At 67.2% G+C, this 18940-nt stretch carries 19 protein-coding genes; 10 read left to right on the top strand and 9 right to left on the bottom strand.

The annotated features are described in order from the left end of the window. The first annotated feature begins 2 nt into the window (after positions 1-2). Positions 3-590, top strand: coding sequence for a TetR family transcriptional regulator (locus HF989_RS00555; RefSeq protein ID WP_168683430.1), 588 nt, complete (start codon positions 3-5; stop codon positions 588-590). On the opposite strand, the gene HF989_RS00550 is transcribed toward HF989_RS00555, so the two are convergent. After that, positions 587-946, bottom strand: a complete 360-nt coding sequence (locus HF989_RS00550) for a DUF2200 family protein (protein ID WP_168683429.1) — start codon at positions 944-946, stop codon at positions 587-589. The genes HF989_RS00555 and HF989_RS00550 overlap by 4 nt on opposite strands. A 147-nt stretch (positions 947-1093) precedes the next feature. On the opposite strand from HF989_RS00550, the gene HF989_RS00545 reads away from it, so the two are divergent. Continuing rightward, the gene (locus HF989_RS00545; protein ID WP_168683428.1) at positions 1094-1873 is read left to right on the top strand and encodes a hypothetical protein; all 780 of its coding nucleotides are present in this window, start codon (positions 1094-1096) and stop codon (positions 1871-1873) included. Positions 1874-1884: 11 nt separating this feature from the next. On the opposite strand, the gene HF989_RS00540 is transcribed toward HF989_RS00545, so the two are convergent. After that, complete coding sequence (locus HF989_RS00540; protein ID WP_168683427.1) at positions 1885-2928, bottom strand: zinc-binding dehydrogenase; 1044 nt, start codon at positions 2926-2928, stop codon at positions 1885-1887. A 142-nt stretch (positions 2929-3070) separates the two neighbouring features. Between HF989_RS00540 and HF989_RS00535 the strand changes: the two genes are divergently transcribed. Together HF989_RS00535 and HF989_RS00530 are read left to right on the top strand one after the other, a co-directional pair. Beyond that, a complete protein-coding gene (locus HF989_RS00535) occupies positions 3071-4267 on the top strand; it encodes an NAD-dependent epimerase/dehydratase family protein (protein ID WP_168683426.1) in 1197 nt (398 codons plus the stop codon). Continuing rightward, a complete protein-coding gene (locus HF989_RS00530; RefSeq protein WP_168683425.1) occupies positions 4268-5392 on the top strand; it encodes a glycosyltransferase family 4 protein in 1125 nt (374 codons plus the stop codon). Here the strand turns inward: HF989_RS00530 and HF989_RS00525 are convergent. After that, on the bottom strand, positions 5389-6828 hold the full coding sequence (locus HF989_RS00525) for a glyceraldehyde-3-phosphate dehydrogenase (protein WP_168683673.1): 1440 nt from the start codon (positions 6826-6828) through the stop codon (positions 5389-5391). The genes HF989_RS00530 and HF989_RS00525 overlap by 4 nt on opposite strands. 191 nt (positions 6829-7019) lie before the next feature. Here HF989_RS00525 and HF989_RS00520 point away from each other — a divergent pair, with 191 nt between their 5' ends. Beyond that, positions 7020-8597 (top strand): histidine-type phosphatase, encoded by a 1578-nt coding sequence (locus HF989_RS00520; RefSeq protein ID WP_168683424.1) that lies wholly within the window; start codon positions 7020-7022, stop codon positions 8595-8597. On the opposite strand, the gene HF989_RS00515 is transcribed toward HF989_RS00520, so the two are convergent. Further along, complete coding sequence (locus HF989_RS00515) at positions 8589-9557, bottom strand: 3-hydroxyisobutyryl-CoA hydrolase (protein WP_343033498.1); 969 nt, start codon at positions 9555-9557, stop codon at positions 8589-8591. The two genes, HF989_RS00520 and HF989_RS00515, sit on opposite strands and share 9 nt — an antisense overlap. A gap of 30 nt (positions 9558-9587) precedes the next feature. Between HF989_RS00515 and HF989_RS00510 the strand changes: the two genes are divergently transcribed. Then, entirely contained in the window at positions 9588-10364 is a 777-nt protein-coding gene (locus tag HF989_RS00510; protein ID WP_168683422.1) for an HAD family hydrolase, read from the top strand. Continuing rightward, on the top strand, positions 10352-10927 hold the full coding sequence (locus tag HF989_RS00505; protein ID WP_168683421.1) for a DNA-3-methyladenine glycosylase: 576 nt from the start codon (positions 10352-10354) through the stop codon (positions 10925-10927). Before HF989_RS00510 ends, HF989_RS00505 begins: the two co-directional genes overlap by 13 nt. Before the next feature lies 1 nt (position 10928). Here the strand turns inward: HF989_RS00505 and ppk2 are convergent, their stop codons facing one another. Beyond that, positions 10929-11765 (bottom strand): polyphosphate kinase 2, encoded by an 837-nt coding sequence (gene ppk2 / locus HF989_RS00500; RefSeq protein WP_168683420.1) that lies wholly within the window; start codon positions 11763-11765, stop codon positions 10929-10931. A 93-nt stretch (positions 11766-11858) separates the two neighbouring features. Between ppk2 and HF989_RS00495 the strand changes: the two genes are divergently transcribed. The 3 genes from HF989_RS00495 to HF989_RS00485 are packed head-to-tail and all read left to right on the top strand — an operon-like array spanning position 11859 to position 15921. After that, positions 11859-12614, top strand: coding sequence for a LamB/YcsF family protein (locus tag HF989_RS00495; protein WP_168683419.1), 756 nt, complete (start codon positions 11859-11861; stop codon positions 12612-12614). Continuing rightward, positions 12611-14164, top strand: a complete 1554-nt coding sequence (locus tag HF989_RS00490) for a 5-oxoprolinase subunit B/C family protein (protein WP_168683418.1) — start codon at positions 12611-12613, stop codon at positions 14162-14164. The genes HF989_RS00495 and HF989_RS00490 overlap by 4 nt, the downstream gene beginning before the upstream one ends. Positions 14165-14166: 2 nt before the next feature. After that, positions 14167-15921, top strand: coding sequence for an acetyl/propionyl/methylcrotonyl-CoA carboxylase subunit alpha (locus tag HF989_RS00485; RefSeq protein ID WP_168683417.1), 1755 nt, complete (start codon positions 14167-14169; stop codon positions 15919-15921). Here HF989_RS00485 and HF989_RS00480 read toward each other — a convergent pair. The 4 genes from HF989_RS00480 to HF989_RS00465 all read right to left on the bottom strand — a co-directional run bounded on the left by HF989_RS00480 (position 15918) and on the right by HF989_RS00465 (position 18936). After that, complete coding sequence (locus HF989_RS00480) at positions 15918-16541, bottom strand: HNH endonuclease signature motif containing protein (protein WP_168683416.1); 624 nt, start codon at positions 16539-16541, stop codon at positions 15918-15920. The genes HF989_RS00485 and HF989_RS00480 overlap by 4 nt on opposite strands. Continuing rightward, the gene (locus tag HF989_RS00475; protein WP_168683415.1) at positions 16538-16972 is read right to left on the bottom strand and encodes a hypothetical protein; all 435 of its coding nucleotides are present in this window, start codon (positions 16970-16972) and stop codon (positions 16538-16540) included. The genes HF989_RS00480 and HF989_RS00475 overlap by 4 nt, the downstream gene beginning before the upstream one ends. Positions 16973-17050: 78 nt before the next feature. Then, a complete protein-coding gene (locus tag HF989_RS00470; protein ID WP_168683414.1) occupies positions 17051-18172 on the bottom strand; it encodes a glucose-1-phosphate adenylyltransferase family protein in 1122 nt (373 codons plus the stop codon). After that, positions 18169-18936, bottom strand: a complete 768-nt coding sequence (locus HF989_RS00465) for a putative hydro-lyase (RefSeq protein ID WP_168683671.1) — start codon at positions 18934-18936, stop codon at positions 18169-18171. The genes HF989_RS00470 and HF989_RS00465 overlap by 4 nt, the downstream gene beginning before the upstream one ends. Positions 18937-18940 lie beyond the last annotated feature (4 nt).

Below are 18940 nucleotides of genomic sequence, written 5' to 3'. Positions count from 1 at the left end.
CCATGAGTCTGCGCGAAGAGAAAAAGGCGGCGACCCGGTGCGCGATCTCGGAGGCAACCGCGGCCTTGCTGCTTGAAGAGGGCACGGCCGCCACCACCGTCGCACGAGTCTCGGAGCGCGCAGGCGTGTCTACCAGGACCTTCCACAATTACTTCGCGGACATCGACGAGGCGCTGGAGGAATTCCTGCGCAAGGTGTTCTCCACCATCGCCGAGCAGCTTGCCTCGCTGTCGGCGGAGCTTTCCGCGGCGGAGGCGATCGAGGCGATCATCATCGACGCGCTCAACGAGGACGGCTTCGAGCTTTACTCCGCCTCCACACTCGTGCCCCTAGGGGACCGAGCCCGCACAGAAGCCGCCTCGCCGCCTGCGGAGGAGACCGTGCGGGAAATCGCGGAGCCGCTCGTGGCGAGCGTTCGCGGCCGCACGCCCGGGGCCACGCCGTTTGACGCCGAGGTGCTGCTCAACGCGTACGGCATCGCGGGGGCTACCGCGGTCAAGGCGTACCTCGCGCTGCCCGAGCCCCGCGACCCCGATGCGGGGCGGGCCCTGGTTCGCCGGGCATTTGAGGTGCTGCGCGACATGCGCTAGCCGCGTTTGATGTTGGCGATCTTCTTGCCGCGGGCCAGCTCGTCGACAAGCAGATCCATCTGGCGGATGGAGCGCATGAGCTCGTCGTCAACCTCCTCGACGCGCACCCCGCACACCTTGCCGGTAATCAGCTCGGCGTTGGTGGTGAGCGTGACGGTGCCGAAAAAATCGCGCAGCGTCAGCTCCGAGTCCGCGGCCTGCCGCAGCGCCGGCGCGTCGAGGCCGGTGAACCAGCCCAAAACGTCGTCGAGCTCCTCGCGGGAGTGCCCTTTGCGCTCCACTTTTGCCAGGTAGTTGCTGTAAACGTCGCCGAATCGGTAGTTGAAGACGCGCTCGAGCTTTGCCTGTTCATCCATGGCGGCAAGCCTATCCCCTTTCCCGGTTCCGCCACGGATGCGCATTGACGTGTGCGCGCTAACGCTTGAGCGCGGCGGGTGGGCCCTTTACTGTCGCAGATACGCGGGAGCAGGGGGCTCCCGGACGACACCCTGGGGGGACGAGCAATGACCTTTGCCACCTATGAGCTGTACTACCTGGACACGTACGACCAGGAGGCTGCAGACCTTATCGAGGATTTCGACTACGACGAGGACGACGTCGCCTACGAACTCGACAGCGAGTACGTCATCGACAACGGCGTGCGCGTCTGCGTGATCGTCCACGATCTGCGCACGCACGAGGTTGAAATTGCCATGCTGCAACCCGGCAGCCCGCAGGCGCCGGGCTGGTACTCGGCCGAGGACGCCAGCTATGTGGCCTCCGAGCTGGGGCGCGTGCTCGTTGCTAAGGACGACGGCACCGTGCAGGTGGTTGAGCCGCTGGACCCGGCGTTCGCCCTCAAGCGCGGCGCCGCGTTCCAGGCGGAAGACATGTCCACCGCGACGCTGGCCATGGTGCAGGACTCGCAAGACAGCGCGCTCTACACCACGTTCTGCATCGAGTTCCGGCCGAACCTCGCCTCCGACTTCACGTTCCCGGTCGCGGTGTTCGCATTCGACCCGCGCGTCGGGCGCTTGTCGGGGCACATGCTTATCGACGACAACCCGTTCGCCCCGCCCACGTTCAACCGCGCCCAAAAGCACTTGGTGGCCCGCAGGATGAACGACATCTTGGCATCCATCCACGCCGCCATGCACGCAGAACGCACGATCAGCCCGTTCACGAACTTGGGGCCGCAGTTCCGCTCGGAGGGGCTGCCCTCCATGGAGGCGGTGGACACCCACCACGCCATCGATCAGGCGTTGAAGTACCTGCAGCGGTGGTGGGCGGAGCGGGCGTCGTAAGGCACCCGTGATCAGGGCACGATGATCGCGCGGCCGGACACCTGCCCGTCGAGCAGCTGCTGGTACGCCTCCAGCCCCTGCGCAAGCGGGTAGGTGGTGTACTGCGGCTCCAGGTGTCCTTGCTGCAGCAACGCCACCAACTCCCGCAGCTCCGGGAGCGTGCCCCAGTAGGTCTTGACCAGCTCGGCCTCGTACGGCTCCTTGTACCACTGCCAGCCGTAGTCGCTTCCTGCGCTGCCTAGGCCCACGACCGACACCCGCCCCTGGGTGGCCACGGATGCCATCGCCGTCTGCACCGTGGGGCCGACGCCGACCATGTCGAACACCGCGTTCACTCCCCGACCGCCGGTAAGATCCCGGATTGCATCGACCTGGCCGTCGCCGGAGGGCACCGTGGTCGCGCCGTACTTTTCCACCTGGCGCAGGGCCGATTCCTTGGTGTCGGTCGCGATGACCGTCGCGCTCGTCATGGCCTTGAGGATCTGCACCGCAAGCAGCCCAAGCCCGCCCAGGCCGATCACGAGCGCCGCGGAGCCCGCCTTATTCAGCTTCGGCAGCGCAAGCTTGATCGCGTGGTACGGGGTCAACCCGGCGTCGGCGAGGGCGGAGGCCTGCACCGGATCCGCCTCCCCGAGCGGCACGAGGTTGCGGGCCGGCACGACAACGTACTCCGCCATGCCACCGTCGCGGCCTAGCCCGATGCCTAGGTAGCCGACCTCGTCGGCGTGCTCGCAGTAGGTGTCCTGGCCGACCAAGCAGAACCTGCAGTGCCCGCAGCCGACCGGGCCGTAGACGACGTAGGCTGCGCCCCGCTCGATGCCGTTGACCCCTTCGCCGATCTCGTCGGCCCAGCCGGCTACCTCGTGGCCGAGCGTGAACGCCGGCGCGCACAGCGGGTTCGTGCCCTCGACGAAGTCGTTGAAGACGGCAACATCGGAATGGCACGCCCCCGATGCCCCGACCTTCAACACCACCTCGCCGGGCCCTGCGACCGGTTTGTCTACGTCAACGAGAACGGGAAACGTTTGGTAATCGGTGTAGCGGATGGCCTTCATGGGGGCTCCTTTGGTCGTCGAGAGGCAATCTGCCACCTCGATCGTATGCAGCCTGGGGGTGGCTGTCTCGGGCTCTGCCCAGCGACGCATCACAGACAGCGGTAACCTACGCGGAAATGCGTTTGAAGAAAGGCGAGTATCAGTGAAAATTGCGGTTTTGGGCGGCGACGGTTTCTGTGGCTGGCCTGCCTCCCTCCACCTTTCTGATCTCGGACACGAGGTCGTCATCGTGGACAACCTGTCGCGCCGTCGGATCGACGAGGAGCTCGGCGCGGATTCGTTGACGCCGATCGCGCCCATCGACGAGCGCCTCGCCGCCTGGCGCGAGGTCTCCGGCAAAGAGATCGGCTTCGAAAACATCGACGTGGCCCAGGATTACGACGCGCTGCTGGCCCTCCTCCAACGGTTCCAGCCGGACACGGTGATCCACTTCGCTGAGCAGCGCGCTGCGCCGTACTCGATGAAGAGCCCCGCGCACAAGCGCTACACCGTGGACAACAACGTCAACGCCACGCACAACCTGCTGGCCGCGATCGTGGAATCCGGCCAGGACATCCACGTCGTGCACCTGGGCACGATGGGCGTGTACGGCTACGGCACCGCCGGCATGAAGATCCCGGAAGGCTACCTAGACGTGCAGGTTGACGCGGGCGAGTACGGCACGGTTGAGCAGCAGATCCTCTACCCCACCAACCCCGGCTCGATCTACCACATGACGAAGGTGCTGGACCAGCACCTGTTCGCCTACTACGCCAAGAACGACGAGCTGCGCATCACGGACCTGCACCAGGGCATCATCTGGGGCACCAACACCCCGCAGACGCTGCGCGACGAGCGCCTAGTCAACCGCTTCGACTACGACGGCGACTACGGCACCGTGCTCAACCGCTTCCTCATGCAGGCCGCGATCGGCTACCCCCTCACCGTGCACGGCACCGGCGGCCAGACGCGCGCGTTCATTCACATCCGCGACATGGCGCGTTGCATCCAGCTGGCCGTGGAAAACCCGCCGGCGCGCGGCGAGCGGGTGAAGATTTTCAACCAGATGACCGAGACGCACCGCGTGCGCGACCTCGCCGAGCTCATCGGCCGCATCACCGGCGCGCAGGTGCAGATGGTGCCGAACCCGCGCAACGAGTCCGCGGAAAACGAGCTGCACGTGGTCAACGATGCGTTCCTTGATCTGGGCCTCGAGCCGACCAAGCTGGAGGAGGGCCTGCTCGTAGAGGTCGAGGAGGTGGCGAAGAAGTACGCCGACCGGGCGGACCGCTCGAAGATCCCGGCGCGCTCGCTGTGGACGGCGCAGCAATCCGAGGGCGTTCCGCAGGGCCAGAAGTAGATGCGTATCGCGCTGCTCACCGAGGTCTTCCTGCCCAAAATCGACGGGGTGGTCACCCGCACGACCCGGCACCTCGACCAGCTGGCGGAGCTGGGCCACGAGGTCCTCGTTTTCGCCCCCGGCAACCCGCCGGAGCGCTACGCGGGCTTCGAGGTCGTGCCCATTCCGTCGCGCAGCCTGAAGGTCTACCCCGAGGTCATGCACGGCATGATGGGGCCGCGTGCGTTTCGTCGCCTCAGCGAGTTCGACCCCGACATCGTGCATGCGGTCAACCCGATTTGGACGGCCGGCTGGTCCGCGCTGATTGCGGCGCGGCGCTACCCCGTCATCGCGTCGTTCCACACTGACGTCCCCGAGTACTGCCTGAAGCTGGGCATTCCGTGGGTCAAGCCCATCGCCGAGTGGGGCCTTCGCACCTTCCACGGCCGGGCGGGCCTGAACTTGGTCACCTCCGGCCCGATGATGGATAAGGCCGCCGAATACGGCATCGGGGGCGTGCGCCTGTGGCCGAAGGCTGTAGACACGGACAGTTTCACCCCCGCCGCGCGCACGAGCGAGATGCGCAGTCTGCTCACCGGCGGGCACCCGGACGACCCCCTCGTCCTCTTCGTCGGCCGCGTTTCCGCCGAAAAGTCGGTGGAGCGCTGCGTCCCCATCGTCGACGCGGTGCGCCGGCGCGTTCCCCGCGCGCGCCTGGCCATTGTGGGCGAAGGTCCGCTTTACGACGAGCTCCGCACCAACCCACCCGAATGGTGCACCTTCACCGGCTACCTCTCCGGGCCAGACCTGCACGCGGCGTACGCGTCCGGCGACGCGCTGCTGTTTCCCTCCACCACGGAAACCCTCGGCTTCGCGGCGCTGGAAGCCTTCGCGTCCGGGCTGCCGGTGGTGGCCGCGAACGCGGGTGGCCTGCCGTTCGTGGTCGACGACGGCGAGACCGGGTTCTTAGTCGACCCGGCAGCGCCCGACAACGCGTGGGCCGAGCCCATCGCACGTCTGCTTACCGACGCCGACACCCACGCCCGCATGGCGCGACACGCCCGCGCGGAAGCTGAGCGCTGGACGTGGCGCGCCTCCTCGGAGGCCGTCGTGGGCTACTACGAGGAGGTCATCGCGGGCGCCTAGCGGATCTCTGCGGGGTCCTTGCGCTCCGGGAACACGCGCGGGCGCACACCGGCGATGTCCTCGACCACGCGAACCACCTGGTGGGAGTAGCCGTACTCGTTGTCGTACCAGACGTAGAGCACGAGGTGGTTGCCGGACGCGATGGTGGCCAGCCCGTCCACCACAGAGGCGTGAGTGGTGCCCAGCAGGTCGGTGGAGACGACCTCCGGGGAGTTGACGTAGTCGATCTGCTGGCGCAGGTTGGAGTGCGTGGACACACGGCGCAGGAAACTGTTCACCTCGTCCTTGTCCACTTCCTGCTCCAGCTCGAGGTTGAGCACCGCCATAGACACGTCCGGCGTGGGCACGCGGATGGCGTTGCCGGTGAGCTTGCCCTCGAACTCCGGAAGGGCCTTGGACACGGCCTTTGCAGCGCCGGTTTCGGTGAGCACCATGTTCAGGCCGGCGGCGCGGCCGCGGCGGTCGCCCTTGTGGAAGTTGTCGGCCAGGTTCTGGTCGTTGGTGTACGAGTGGACAGTCTCCACGTGGCCGTGCGTGACGCCGTAGCGGTCGTTGATCACCTTCAGCACCGGGGTGATGCCGTTGGTGGTGCAGGACGCGGCGGACAGGACGCGCTCCTCACCGATCATGTGCTCGTTGATGCCGTAGACGATGTTGGGGATGTCGCCCTTGCCCGGCGCGGTGAGCAAGACCCGGTCCACGCCCTTGGACTCGAGGTGCTTGGACAGGCCTTCGCGGTTGCGCCAGGCGCCAGTGTTGTCCACCACGATGGCGTTGTTGATGCCGTAAGCGGTGTAGTCGATCTCGGACGGGTCGTTGGCGTAGATCATCTGGATCGGGGTGCCGTTGGCCCAAATGATCTCGTTGTCCTCGTCGACGGTGATGGTGCCGTTGAACGAGCCGTGCACCGAGTCGCGGCGCAGCAGCGACGCGCGTTTGACGATGTCGATGTCTCCCTTCTTGCGCACCACCACCGCACGCAGGCGCACGCCGCCGTACATCGCTTCGCGCGCGATGAGGATCCGGGCCAGCAGGCGGCCGATGCGTCCGAAGCCGTAGAGCACGACGTCGCGGGCTTCAAGCTCCGAGGAGGTGCCGATGACGTCGGAAAGCTCGCGGTCCAAGAACGCGCGCAGATCCTGCTCCTCGGAATGCTTGAACTCCTTGGCCAGGCGGCCGAGGTCGATGGACGCGGTGCCCAGATCCATTTCCACGAGCTCGCGCAGGATCGGCAGCGTCTCGTCGAGCGCGAGCTCCTTTTCATCGATGCGGCGGGCGTAGCGGTGCGCCTTGATGATGTCGATGTCGGTGACACCCACAAGCAGGCGGCCGTAGACCGACGTGACGGCGTTGTGTTCGCGGTGCAGACGGCTGATCAGCGGCAGCATCTCCTGGGCCAGGGTGAGCTTGTGGTTCCATTCGTCCCTGGGGTTCATCGTTTCGGTCAACGTCGCTCCTTCAGCATGTGGGAATCGGGGGCAATTTCCTCGCCCGGAATCGCCCCCTTACCTTAGCGGCTGGTTCCAGCGCGCGGGTAACGGTTCACCCCGCGGGTTCATTCTCCGTTCACCTGCCGCGATTAGCGTGCGGCTTGTCCCCTGTCGCCTATGTCTTTAGGAGTCTTCCCGTGTCCACCAAATCCCGTCGCCGAATCGCTGCGGTAAGTGCCGCAGCGCTTACTGCCGCAGCCGCGCCACTGGCGGCCGCCGAAGATACCACCTACTACTCAACGAAGCAGCCGTACTCCCCCGCCGCCGCGATCGACAGCTACAGCGCGGCACCCGCCGGCTTCCGGCAGATCTACACCGGTAGCGTCAACCGCCACGGTTCACGCGGCCTGTCCAGCTTCAAGTACGACGACCTGGCGGCTCAAATGCTCGCCGAGGCGGAAAAGCGCGGTCAACTCACTGAGCTCGGCGAGCGCCTCATCCCCCAGGTCGAAGCGATGAGCCAAGCAAACCGTGCTCTCACCGGGCCCGGCGAAGGCGGCTACGGCAACCTCACCGCGTTCGGACGCGAAGAGCTGCGTGGCATCGGAGAGCGAAACGCCACGCGCAACGCGCCCCTGCTCGACACCATCGAGCGCGACGACCTCTCCGTGTCGTTCCTGACGTCCGGCGAGGACCGCGCAACCGAATCCGGGTGGTACTTCGGCCACGGTCTGCTCGACGATCGCGACGAGCTCACCGACAACCTCGCATCCGGCACCACCGACGGCCACGTGGAGCTGGAGACCCGCCAGGACCTGCTGTACGCGCACAAGGACAAGAAGGCCGAAAGCTACAAGAGGTACAACGAGTGGAAAGACAGCGGCGAGCTCAAGGAAAAGGTGCAGCAAGCGTACGACAAACCTGCGTCCCGCGAGGCCGCTAAAGGCCTGCTGCGCAAGATCTTCGCGCCGGATTTCATCGAGGCGATCGATTCCGGCAACGTGCAGTTCACCGGCAAGGAGAACCCAGACAAGACGGTCGAGGGCATCGTCGACGCGGCGCTGCAGTTCTACAACCTCTACATCATCTCCCCCGCCATGGAGCGGGAGGAAGCCAAGCCCGCGGAAGGCTGGATTTTCGACGAGTACATGGACGACGCTTCCGGGCCCACCTTCGCATACCTGCTCGACGTGGAGGACTTCTACGAGAAGGGCCCGGCCATTGCGGGGCAGACGGTCTCGTACGACAACTTCGAGCCGCTGCTCGACCACATGCTCGAGGGCGTGCGCCAGCGGGCAGAGGGAGGGACCACGGCCGCGGAGTACCGGTTCGGGCACGCTGAAACCATCATCCCGTTGGCGGCGCTGTTGAAGCTGCCGGGCTCCGAGCAGGGCGTTCCCGCCGACGAGGTGATGGACTACTCCAACTCGCCGTGGCGCGGCGATGCGGTCTCGCCGATGGCGGCGAACATCCAGTGGGATGCGTTCCAAAACGACAAGGACGAGACGATCGTGCGGATGCTCTACAACGAGGCCGAGGTGCCGTTCCACGCCGGGTGCGTGCCCATCGAGGACGGCTCGATGTTCTACACGCTCGACGAGCTAGAGGCCTGCCTGCCGCTCGGGGCGACGTCCGACCACGCAAAGGCACACCTCGCCTCGTCCGGGATGTCAGCGTGGGAGGTCATCGCCGCTGCTATCGCGGCTGTCCTCGCCGTGTGGGCGCTGCTGGGCCTAGGCGCGAAGCTCGTCGCCCCGCTGCTGCCGCTAGCGTAGGACGCCGCGGTACTTCGCCGGGTCGGGCTGCGGCGCGAAGCGCGGCGCGTGGTCCTTGTCCACCAGCACCGCGCGCACCCCTTCGGCGAAGTCGGGCTCGCGCAGCATCACCGCGCCCAAGCGCCGCTCGTTGTCTAGCGCGCCCGCTAGGTCCTGCGCGGCGTTGGCCGCAAACAGCTCGGCGGCCGCCACGAGCGACGAGGGCGAGGCCTGCGCCGTCAGCTTCTCGACGAGCTCCGCCAGCTCCCCGCTTAATCGCTCCTGGATCTCGGCCCAGGGTCCGTGGAAGGCGGAATCGATGTCGTCGGTAAGCGACAGAAGCTCCGACTCCCCCGCGTCCAGCGCGATGGTGTCCACGTAGCCCGGCCCCTGGGCGACGATGCCGTCGAGCACCCCGTCAAGCGTTGCAACCTTGTGCGTGGCCAGGCCGGTGGCCAGCATGTCGTCGGGCGACATGCGATAGCCGGTCAGGCCCAGAAAGGCGCCCAAGCTTTGCGACGGCGCCTTCGGCAGGTTCTGCAGCAGCCACGACATGCCCACGTCGGTGATGTAGCCGATGTTCATCTCCGGCATGGAGGCGAACGCGTCCTCGGCAACCACCATGTGCGAGCCGTGAGCGGAGACGCCCATGCCGCCGCCCATAATCACGCCGCTGCACAGGGCGATGTAGGGCTTGGGGTAGTTCGCGATCTTCAGGTTCATGGCGTACTCGTCGGCGAAAAACGCGTCCACCTCGACCTCGCGGCCGTCGAGCATGCCCTCGCGGGCGGCGCGGACATCGCCGCCGGAGCAGAAGTGCTTGCCGGTGGAGTGGATGACCACCTGCTCGACGGCGTCGTCGTCGCGCCACGCATCGAGTGCGGCGTCGATGGCGCGGGCCATCCCGGGGTTCAAGGAGTTCAACGCTTTGGGGCGGTCGAGCGCAATCACGCCGGTGGTGCCTCGTACCTCAGTTGTCACACACTCGCTCATACCGCCATAGTGTTGCACATGCAGACGCCTCGGTTGATCGCATTGGACATGGACGGCACGCTGCTCGACCCATCGGGGCGGGTGCCGGACGAGTTTTGGGGGCTGCTGGACAGCGCACGTGCCCAGGGGGTGACCATCGCCCCCGCATCTGGGCGCCAGCTAGCAACGCTGCAGGCGATGTTCCCCGGCTGCGACACATTCATCGCCGAAAACGGTGCGGTGGTGTGGCACGGCGGGCGCGTGGTGTCCACAACAGCGCTCCCCGACGCCCCGGTGCAGCGCCTCCTCGCCGCACTGCCGGACGCCCCCTTTACCGCCCACCTCGTGGTGTGCGCACCCGAGGTCGCCGCCACCGCCGCGCTGCCGCCGCTCGTGGACGCGGAGGTGGACAAGTACTACGCCTCGCGCACCGCGCTCGAAGTGGAGCGTCCAACCCCCACCGTCAAACTCGCGCTCTACGTCGAATCCGACGCGGAGCAAGACGCCTACCCGTGGGTGCAGGAACTCGTGCCCGAGCTGCGGGCGGTGGTCTCCGGCGCCCACTGGCTGGACCTCATGCACCCGGAGGCGGACAAAGGCAAGGCGCTGGCGGAGCTCGCCGGCGTGCTGGGCGTAGCAATGTCCGACACCGCAGCTTTTGGCGACTACCTCAACGACTACGGCATGCTGCAGGCCGCGGGGCACGCCGTGGCGATGGGTAACGCGCACGCCGACCTCAAGGCGGTGGCTGACGAGGTGGTGGGGACGAACGCGGAGCACGGGGTCGTCGTTAGGCTGGCACAGTGGCTTCAGTAATTGATTTCTCCCAGACCGCCGACGTCGTCGCGCCGCAGCTGCTCGGCTGCGTGATCACGCATAACGGGGTGAGCGTGCGCCTCACCGAGGTCGAGGCCTACCTCGGCTCCAACGACTCGGCGGCGCACACCTACCGGGGAAAAACGGAGCGCAACGCGGCAATGTTCGGCCCTCCCGGCAGGCTGTACGTGTACTTCTCCTACGGCATTCACCACAACGGCAACATCGTGTGCGCGCCGGAGGGCGAGGGCCAGGGTTGCCTGATGCGCGGCGGCGAGGTCGTCGCTGGCGAGGACCTCGCGCGCGAGCGCAGGCAGCGCCCGGAGCGGGCCCCGATCGCGTTTGAAAACTTGGCGCGCGGCCCCGGCAACCTCGGCCAGGCGCTCGGGCTGACGCTGTCGGACAACGGCACCCCGGTGCAGCTCACCCAGCGCGACGAGGAGCCGGACTGGGTGGCGGGCCCGCGCATCGGCATCTCCAAAAACGCCGACGCCCCGCTGCGGTTTTGGATCCCGGGCGATAAGACTGTCTCCAGCCCGCGGGGGCGACCGAAGCGTCGATAGGCTACTTCTTTTTCTTCTTCTTGTTGCCGCGCTCCAGCTTGGCGGCGACGTCGGGCACGTAGCGGAACTCGTCGCGAGGCGGGCGCTCGTAGTCCGCCGTCTCGGGGCGCGGCGGGATCTCCGGCAGCTCCGTCGCGATGTGCTCGTACGGGATGGTGGACAGCAGGTGCGAGATGACGTTGATGCGCGAGCGCTTCTTGTCCTCGCTCTCCACCGTGTACCACGGCGCCGACGGGATGTCGGTGTGCACGAACATCTCGTCCTTCGCGCGCGAGTACTCCTCCCACTTGGTGATGGACTCAAGGTCCATCGGCGAGAGCTTCCACTGCCGCAGCGGGTCGTCACGGCGTGACTTGAACCGCCTGTACTGCTCCTCGTCCGAGACGGAGAACCAGTACTTCCGCAGCATGATGCCGTCTTCCACGAGGAGGCGCTCGAAAATGGGCGCCTGGTGGAGGAAGCGCCGGTACTCCTGCGAAGTGGCAAAGCCCATCACGCGCTCCACGCCGGCGCGGTTGTACCAAGACCGGTCGAAGATGACGATCTCGCCGGCGGAGGGCAGCTTCTCCACGTAGCGCTGGAAGTACCACTGGCCCTGCTCGCGCTCAGTGGGTGCGGGCAGCGCCTCGACGCGGCAGGTGCGCGGATTCAAGTACTGAGTGATGCGCTTAATGGCGGAGCCCTTGCCGGCGGCGTCTCGGCCCTCCATAACAATGACGAGGCGCTCCCCCCGCGCCACCACCCACTGCTGCATGGCCACCAGCTCGGCCTGGAGGCGCAGCAGCTCCTTCTCGTAGGCCTTCTTGGACAGTTTCGGCGGTTTCGTGTCGTGGCTCATGGGCGTAACCGTACCCGCGGGCATCCACCTGGCGCGGCCGCGCCCGGCGGACGGAGTAACAGGTCACATGTGGCGGGTTGTATAACTAAGGCCATGCACATCGACCTCAATGCTGACCTCGGCGAGACCACCGCGGGCAACCCGGTGGCGGACGACGCAGCAATGCTGGAACTGGTCTCCAGCGCCAATGTCGCCACCGGCTTCCACGCGGGCGACCCCCACTCCATTGCCGCGACCCTGCGCGACGCCGCCGCCCACGGCGTGACCATCGGCGCGCACGTGGCATACCGCGACCCGGTCGGCTTCGGCCGCCGGTTCATGGACTACACGCCCGCCGAGCTCGCGGACGAGACGCTCTACCAAATCGGCGCCCTCGACGCGCTGGCCCGCGTCCACGGCCTTGCCGTGCGCTACGTCAAGCCGCACGGCGCGCTGTACAACACGATCGTCCACCACGAGGCGCACGCCAAGGCCGTCATCGACGGCATCACGGCATTCAGCCCCGAACTGGCCGTCATGCTCCTGCCCGGCGGCGTCGCCGTCGACATCGCGGAGCGGGCTGGCCTGCGCGTGATCCGCGAGGCGTTCGCGGACCGCGGCTACAACCCCGACGGCACGCTCGTGTCGCGGCGCGAGCCGGGGGCGGTGCTGCGCGACCCGGAGGACGTGGCTAAGCGAGTGCTGCAGGTCGCCGCCACGGGCTCAGTGACCGCCATCGACGGCACCGAGGTGAAGGTCCAGGCCGAGTCGGTCTGCGTCCACGGCGACTCGCCGGGCTCCGTCGAGATGACCCGGCGCGTGGCGCGCACGCTTCACGACAAAGGCATCCGCATCGAGGCCGTCCTATGAGCGTCACCGTCAAACGGGTGGGCACCCGCGCGCTTATCGTCGACCTTCCCGACCTGCAGACGGTCATGGATTTCTACGCCGCGCTGTCTGCGACCCCGTTGCCGCGCCAAACCGACGTCGTCGCGGCGGCGCGCACGGTGCTAGTCACCTTCGACTCGCCCACTGCCACCACCAACGCCATCGACGTTTTGGCCAACTACTCCCCCGACACCGCCGACTTGGGCTCCCCGCGCGACATTGAGATCGACGTGCGCTACGACGGGGAGGACGTGGGGGCGCTGGCCGCGTCGCTCGGCATGTCCCCCGACGAGCTGATCGACTGGCACACCTCCACCACCTGGGTTGCCGCCTTTGGCGGGTTCGCGCCCGGGTTCACCTACTGCGTGCCGGACGACGCGTCCCGGGCGCTCGTGATCCCCCGCCGCGACTCGCCGCGCACCGCCGTGCCCGCTGGCGCCGTCGCGCTCGCCGGCGAGTTCTCCGCCGTCTACCCGCGCACCTCACCCGGCGGCTGGCAGCTCATCGGCACCACGAACACGCCGATGTGGGACTCCACCGCTACCCCACCCGCGCTGGTCGCGCCGGGTGACCGCGTGCGCTACCGGGCGGTCGAGGCACTGCCGGAGGATTCCCAGCCCGCGCGCAAGCACCTGTCCTCCCCGCCCCGGCGCCCGGTGTTCGCGCTCGATGACGCTGGCCTGCAAACGCTGTACCAAGATCTCGGCCGCCAGGGCAACGGCAACTTGGGCGTGACCACGTCCGGGTCCGCCGACCGCGCGTCCGCGCGCACCGCCAACGCGGCCGTGGGCAACAAGCGCAACGCGACGCTGCTGGAAAACGTCGGCGGGTTGGCCATGACCGCGCTGGTGGAGTCCGTCATTTGCGTCACCGGCGCGGACGCGGATGTCACGGTCGGCGGCCGGCCCGCGCCGCTGGCCACCCCGACCATCGTGCCCGCCGGCGCGGAGGTAGTGGTGGGGCCCGCGCGCCTCGGCTTCCGCACCTACGCCGCCGTGCGCGGCGGGTTGATTGCGGACACCGAGCTCGGCTCTGCCGCGACCGACATGCTCTCCGGGCTCGGTCCGAAGCCGCTTGCCGCCGGCGACACGATCGCAATGTCGCTCACGCCGCCGCAGTCCGCGAACTCGCTGCTGTCCAACCCGCTGCGCGTGGAGCGCGACGGCGCGGGTGTCACGGGCGTGGTGCGCTGCGTCCTCGGCCCGCGCGACGACTGGTTCGACGCTGCGGCCGTGGAGCAGTTCTTCTCCACCACGTTCACCGTCACGGGCGACTCCAACCGTGTGGGCCTGCGCCTCGAGTCAGACGTTCCGCTGACCCGCGCGCGCGACGGCGAGCTGCCCAGCGAGGGCATGGTGGCAGGCTCCGTGCAGATCCCGCCGAACGGCCAACCCGTGCTCTTCCTCCGCGACCACGCCGTCACCGGCGGATACCCGGTGATCGCCACCGTGATCAACGAAGACGTCGACATCGCCGCACAACTCCCGCCCGGCGGAACACTCCGCTTCGAGCGCTACACACCGGAAGGTTAACGATGACTCTTTCTGCTGTCCTGATTGCCAACCGCGGCGAAATCGCCGTCCGCATCGCTCGCACCGCCCGCGACCTCGGCATCCGCTCCATCGCCGTCTACTCCGAGCCCGACACCGGCGCACTGCACACGCAGGTCGCCGACGAGGCGTACCTCCTGCCTGGCAAAACGTCGGCTGAGACGTACATGAACATCCCGGCGCTCATCGAAATTGCCCACCGCGCCGGCGCCGACTGCCTGCACCCCGGCTACGGCTTCCTGTCCGAAAACGCCGAATTCGCCCGCACCGTCGAGCAGGCCGGCCTGACCTGGATTGGGCCCTCGCCGGACGCCATCGAGCTGCTCGGCGACAAGCTTTCCGCTCGTGCCCTGGCCGTCGAGGCCGACGCCCCGCTCGCACCCGGCACCGGCGAGCCACTGTCCACCTGGGAGGAGGCGCGCGACTTCGCCGAAGAACACGGCATGCCGATCGCCATCAAGGCGGCGTTTGGCGGCGGCGGGCGCGGCCTGAAGGTCGTCTTCGACGAAGCGGACATCGAGGAAGGTTTCGCCTCCGCCGGCCGCGAGGCGCGCGAGGCGTTCGGCCGCGGCGAGTGCTACGTGGAGAAGTTCCTCACCCACCCCCGCCACGTCGAGGCGCAGGTGCTTGCCGACGCCCACGGCAACGTCGCCGTCCTCGGCACCCGCGACTGCTCCACCCAGCGCCGGTTCCAAAAACTCATCGAGGAAGCCCCCGCCCCGTTCCTCACCGACCAGCAGCGCACCGCCATTGAGGAGGGCGCCCGCGAGATCATCCGCAAGGCGAACTACCAGTCCGCCGGCACTGTGGAGTACATCGTCTCCGAAGACGGTACCGTGTCGTTTTTGGAGGTCAACACCCGCGTCCAGGTCGAGCACCCCATCACCGAGGCGATCACGGGCGTGGACATCATCGCCGAGCAGTTCCGCATCGCAGACGGGCTCCCCCTCTCCTTCGTCGAGGAGAAGGGCACGCACGGCGGCGACGGAATCGACCCGTCGGTAAGCGGGCACGCGTTCGAGTTCCGCATTAACGCCGAGGACGTTACCAACGGCTTCGCGCCGTCCCCGGGTACCGTCACACGCTTCGACGTGCCCACTGGCCCGGGCGTTCGCATCGACACCGGCGTGCGCACCGGCGGCCAGATCCCGCCGTACTACGACTCGCTGATGGGCAAACTCGTCGTGTGGGGCCCCGACCGCGAGACCGCACTGCGCCGCGCGAAGCAGGCGCTTTCCGAGTTCCGCATCGAGGGCGTGCGCACCGTGCTGCCGTTCCACCGCGACATGGTGGAATCCCCGGAGCTCACCGGCGACAGCCTCGGCGTCTACACCGACTGGGTCGACCACAACTACTCCCCGTCGCAGAAGCACAACGGCGTGGACATCGAGCACATTTACGACGAGCGCCGCGACGTCGTCATCGAAATCGACGGCAAGCTGCACACCATCGGTTTCCCCGTCGCGCTCCTTGGCGGCGGCGCCGGCGCGTCCAACGACTCGGCGACGGCAGCCCCGTCCAGCGAGGCGGCGGGCGCGGTGACCACGAACTACGAAGCCACCATCGTGGAATGGCTCGTCGAGGACGGCGACATCGTGTCCAAGGGGGACGCCATTGCCACCATCGAGGCGATGAAGATGGAGTCCTCGGTCAAGGCCCCCCGCGACGGCCAAATTTCCCTCGCCGCGCAGCAGGGCGAGCGCGTCAAGGCCAACGCCGCCATCGCGACTATTTCCTAGCCGAACAGTGTCTCCATCACCCCGCGGTCGGTGTTTCTCACCGGGTGACCGTGGGGTGAAATCCATACAGGTGCACCGCGGATCATCGCGATCCGCCCGCGCTTGCTCTGCCCCGGGTCGTCGTCGTTGATCCGGTTGTGGTACCGGCACAACGGCGCTAGGTTGTCCAGGTTCGTCTCACCACCATGCTTCCACGCGGTAACGTGATGCAACTCGCAGGCGTCGGCCCCGTGTCTGCAGCCGGGGAAGGCACACACCGGCGAGACCATCTTCGCCAAATCCCGCTGCTTCTGATTCGCCCGGCGCTCGGTGCGGTAGAGGTTCACCGCACCCGCCTCCGGGTGGAAGGTGGCGACTTCCAAAATGTCGCCAAACTGGGCCGCGAGAAACTCCGCACCCGTCATCGTCGTCCCATCCGACAAGGCCAACACCACATCATCACCCTCGCCGGCCGTGATGCGCACGAAATCGGGCAGGCCCACCGCCAGAATCGGCCGCGGCACCGCACGCGCCACCCCGCCCCCGCCGAAAAAGATCGCCGCCAAATTCTGCGCGACTTGCTCTGCTGCCGGCTTCGACGGGTCGATGCCTTGCCTGCCGGCGAACTCGATGTCCGTCATCTCCCGCTCGTCGAGCGTCCAATGCAGCGTCTTTTCCCGTTTCGGGACGGGCCGAACTTCGCCGCATCTGAAACCGGCGCATCGTCGGCCGGCGCCAGCTCGCGCGCCGCCTGCTCGATCGCCCGGTAGCCGCCGTCGACACGCAACAGCTCCAGCCGCAGCCCCCACCGCTCAGCAGCATCGGACACCCGCGCAATGCGGCGCTCGATGAGCAGCAACTCGTCCAGAGAAAACTCGGCCGCCCGCGAGCGCGCCTCCCGCTGCTTGCGGGTGAAACTAGTGCGCCCGAAATACACCGTCTGCAGCCGGGAGAACGCCCGCGCCCTGTCCGGGGCGAAGCCGGCGGCCAGCGCAACGTCAAGGTCGAAGCTGGCCAGCGTCTCCAACGCCGACGCCGACATCGCCTCCACGAGCGCTTCAAACGGATTCATGCGCTCGACATTAAACAGCTAAAACCCACACGCAAGGGCCGAGCCAAAAGCTGTGGATAAGTCGTCGGCAAGCAGGCGTTAGTTATCCACAGAAAGCACGGTGATGTTGCCCGGTCCGGGTTTTGTTGCTCCGGTACGACCCTCCGGCACGTGCGCGCCACGGTCGGCGATGACAGATTCCAGCACCGCGCCGGCAAGCACGCGGACGTCGCCGATGAGAATGCTGCGGCGAACTGTCGCTCCCGCCTCCACAACGACACCTGGGCCGATCACGCTGTGCTCGACGTTGCCGGAGACGTTCGCACCGGGGCACAGGAGGCTGTCGTGGACCTCCGCTTTTGCATGCACGCGGGCGGGTGGTGCTGCGTGCAAGTTGGTCACCAAGGGCCAGTCGGTGCGGAAGATGTCGAGGCCGTGATCGTCGATAAGTTCCATGTGCGCCTGGAAGTAGGCGTCAATCGTGCCCAAATCGCGCCAGTAGCCCTCCATGCGGAACTCATGCACATGGCAATGTTCCACCATGTACGGAACGATCGTGTCGCCGTAATCGGCTAAATCTGCACCATCCGAATCGGCGTCGACCAGTGCGTCGCAGGCCTTGCGCAACGCGCCGACGGAGTAGACGAACACCTCTGTGGCCACGACACACCCCGTCGGCGACTCCGGCTTGTAGTCGTATGCGACCACCTCCCCGCCGTGGGAAGCGACAACGCCGTAGCGCGACGGATCCTCGGCTACCTCAGTGGTCACGACCGTCAGATCGCTGCCGAGGCGATCGTGCTGTTCCAGCACGTCCCGGAAGTCCAGCTGGTACAGGTGATCCGCGCTGCACACCACAAGGGTGTCCGCGCCATAGCGTTCCACCTCCGCCAAGTGTTGGTAGAGGGCATGTCCGTTGCCTTCGGTAAAGCCGTCGCCCTCGCCGCCCTCGCGCGGCGGCAGCACACGTAGCCCGTCGCGGGTGCCGTCCAGGTCCCACGGTCTGCCTCCTGCGAGGTGGTGGTTGAGGTGGTTCGGCAGGTACTGCTCGGCAATCCACACATTGCGCAGGCCGGAATGAGCAAGGTTGGACAAGGTGACGTCGATAAGCGAAAAGCTTCCGAAGAGCGGCACCGCGGGTTTCGGGCGGTGATCGGTTAGCGGGCTGAGCCGGGAACCGCGGCCCCCGGCGAGAACGAGAGCAATCGTCGTGCGCGTCATGGCACCTGATATACCAGGTCGCGCGCGTCGGTAACCAGCATCTTTCCCGGCGAGTGGCAGATGGCCAGGTCGGGTTTCGAGTGCATCACGATCGACTGCGGGGTGACCCCGCAGGCCCAGAACACTGGGACGGTACCGTCCGGGATGTCCACGGCGTCGCCGAAGTCGGGCGCGCCCAGATCGTCGATGCCGATCAGGCCCGGCTCGCCGACATGCACCGGCGCGCCGTGCACCGCCGGGTAGCGGGAGGTGATGCGCACCGCGTCCGCCACCAACCCGGCAGGGATGGGACGCATGGACACCACCATCTTCCCGGAGAAGGCGCCGGCGGGCTCGCAGTCGATGTTGGTGAGGTACATCGGCACGTTCACGCCCTGGTCGATGTGGGCGACTGGCACGCCGTTGTCCAGAAGCGCCTGCTCGAAGGTGAAGGAACAGCCGATCAAGAACGCGACGGTGTTGTCGGTCCAGTAGGCGGCGGCGTCCGAAGGTTCGTCGATAAGCGAGCCCTGCGCATAGATGCGGTAGGACGGGATGTCGGTGCGAATGTCGCCGCCTGCGAGCAGCGGCGAGGACACCTGCCCCGGCTCCAGCACCCCCAGCAGCGGGCACGCCTTTGGGTTGCGCTGGGCGAATAGGAGAAAGTCGAAGGCGTACTGCTTGTCCAGCGCGATCAGGTTTGCTTGGGCGTAGCCAGCGGAAAAGCCCGCCGTCGTCGCCGCGCCGGTGGTGCGGAACAACGCGCGGGCCTGCGCGGGCGTCATCGAA

The sequence above is a fragment of the Corynebacterium mucifaciens genome (assembly GCF_012396315.1).
Classification (GTDB): domain Bacteria; phylum Actinomycetota; class Actinomycetes; order Mycobacteriales; family Mycobacteriaceae; genus Corynebacterium; species Corynebacterium mucifaciens.
This window is presented reverse-complemented; position numbering and strand designations above follow the sequence as displayed.

Coding starts and splice junctions, on each gene's coding strand:
- HF989_RS00530 (WP_168683425.1), top strand. CDS start 4,268: ATGCGTATCGCGCTGCTCACCGAGGTCTTCCTGCCCAAAATCGACGGG.
- HF989_RS00540 (WP_168683427.1), bottom strand. CDS start 2,928: ATGAAGGCCATCCGCTACACCGATTACCAAACGTTTCCCGTTCTCGTT.
- HF989_RS00550 (WP_168683429.1), bottom strand. CDS start 946: ATGGATGAACAGGCAAAGCTCGAGCGCGTCTTCAACTACCGATTCGGC.
- HF989_RS00480 (WP_168683416.1), bottom strand. CDS start 16,541: ATGACGGACATCGAGTTCGCCGGCAGGCAAGGCATCGACCCGTCGAAG.
- ppk2 (WP_168683420.1), bottom strand. CDS start 11,765: ATGAGCCACGACACGAAACCGCCGAAACTGTCCAAGAAGGCCTACGAG.
- HF989_RS00475 (WP_168683415.1), bottom strand. CDS start 16,972: ATGAATCCGTTTGAAGCGCTCGTGGAGGCGATGTCGGCGTCGGCGTTG.
- HF989_RS00545 (WP_168683428.1), top strand. CDS start 1,094: ATGACCTTTGCCACCTATGAGCTGTACTACCTGGACACGTACGACCAG.
- HF989_RS00470 (WP_168683414.1), bottom strand. CDS start 18,172: ATGACGCGCACGACGATTGCTCTCGTTCTCGCCGGGGGCCGCGGTTCC.
- HF989_RS00525 (WP_168683673.1), bottom strand. CDS start 6,828: ATGAACCCCAGGGACGAATGGAACCACAAGCTCACCCTGGCCCAGGAG.
- HF989_RS00465 (WP_168683671.1), bottom strand. CDS start 18,936: ATGACGCCCGCGCAGGCCCGCGCGTTGTTCCGCACCACCGGCGCGGCG.
- HF989_RS00510 (WP_168683422.1), top strand. CDS start 9,588: ATGCAGACGCCTCGGTTGATCGCATTGGACATGGACGGCACGCTGCTC.
- HF989_RS00485 (WP_168683417.1), top strand. CDS start 14,167: ATGACTCTTTCTGCTGTCCTGATTGCCAACCGCGGCGAAATCGCCGTC.
- HF989_RS00555 (WP_168683430.1), top strand. CDS start 3: ATGAGTCTGCGCGAAGAGAAAAAGGCGGCGACCCGGTGCGCGATCTCG.
- HF989_RS00495 (WP_168683419.1), top strand. CDS start 11,859: ATGCACATCGACCTCAATGCTGACCTCGGCGAGACCACCGCGGGCAAC.
- HF989_RS00490 (WP_168683418.1), top strand. CDS start 12,611: ATGAGCGTCACCGTCAAACGGGTGGGCACCCGCGCGCTTATCGTCGAC.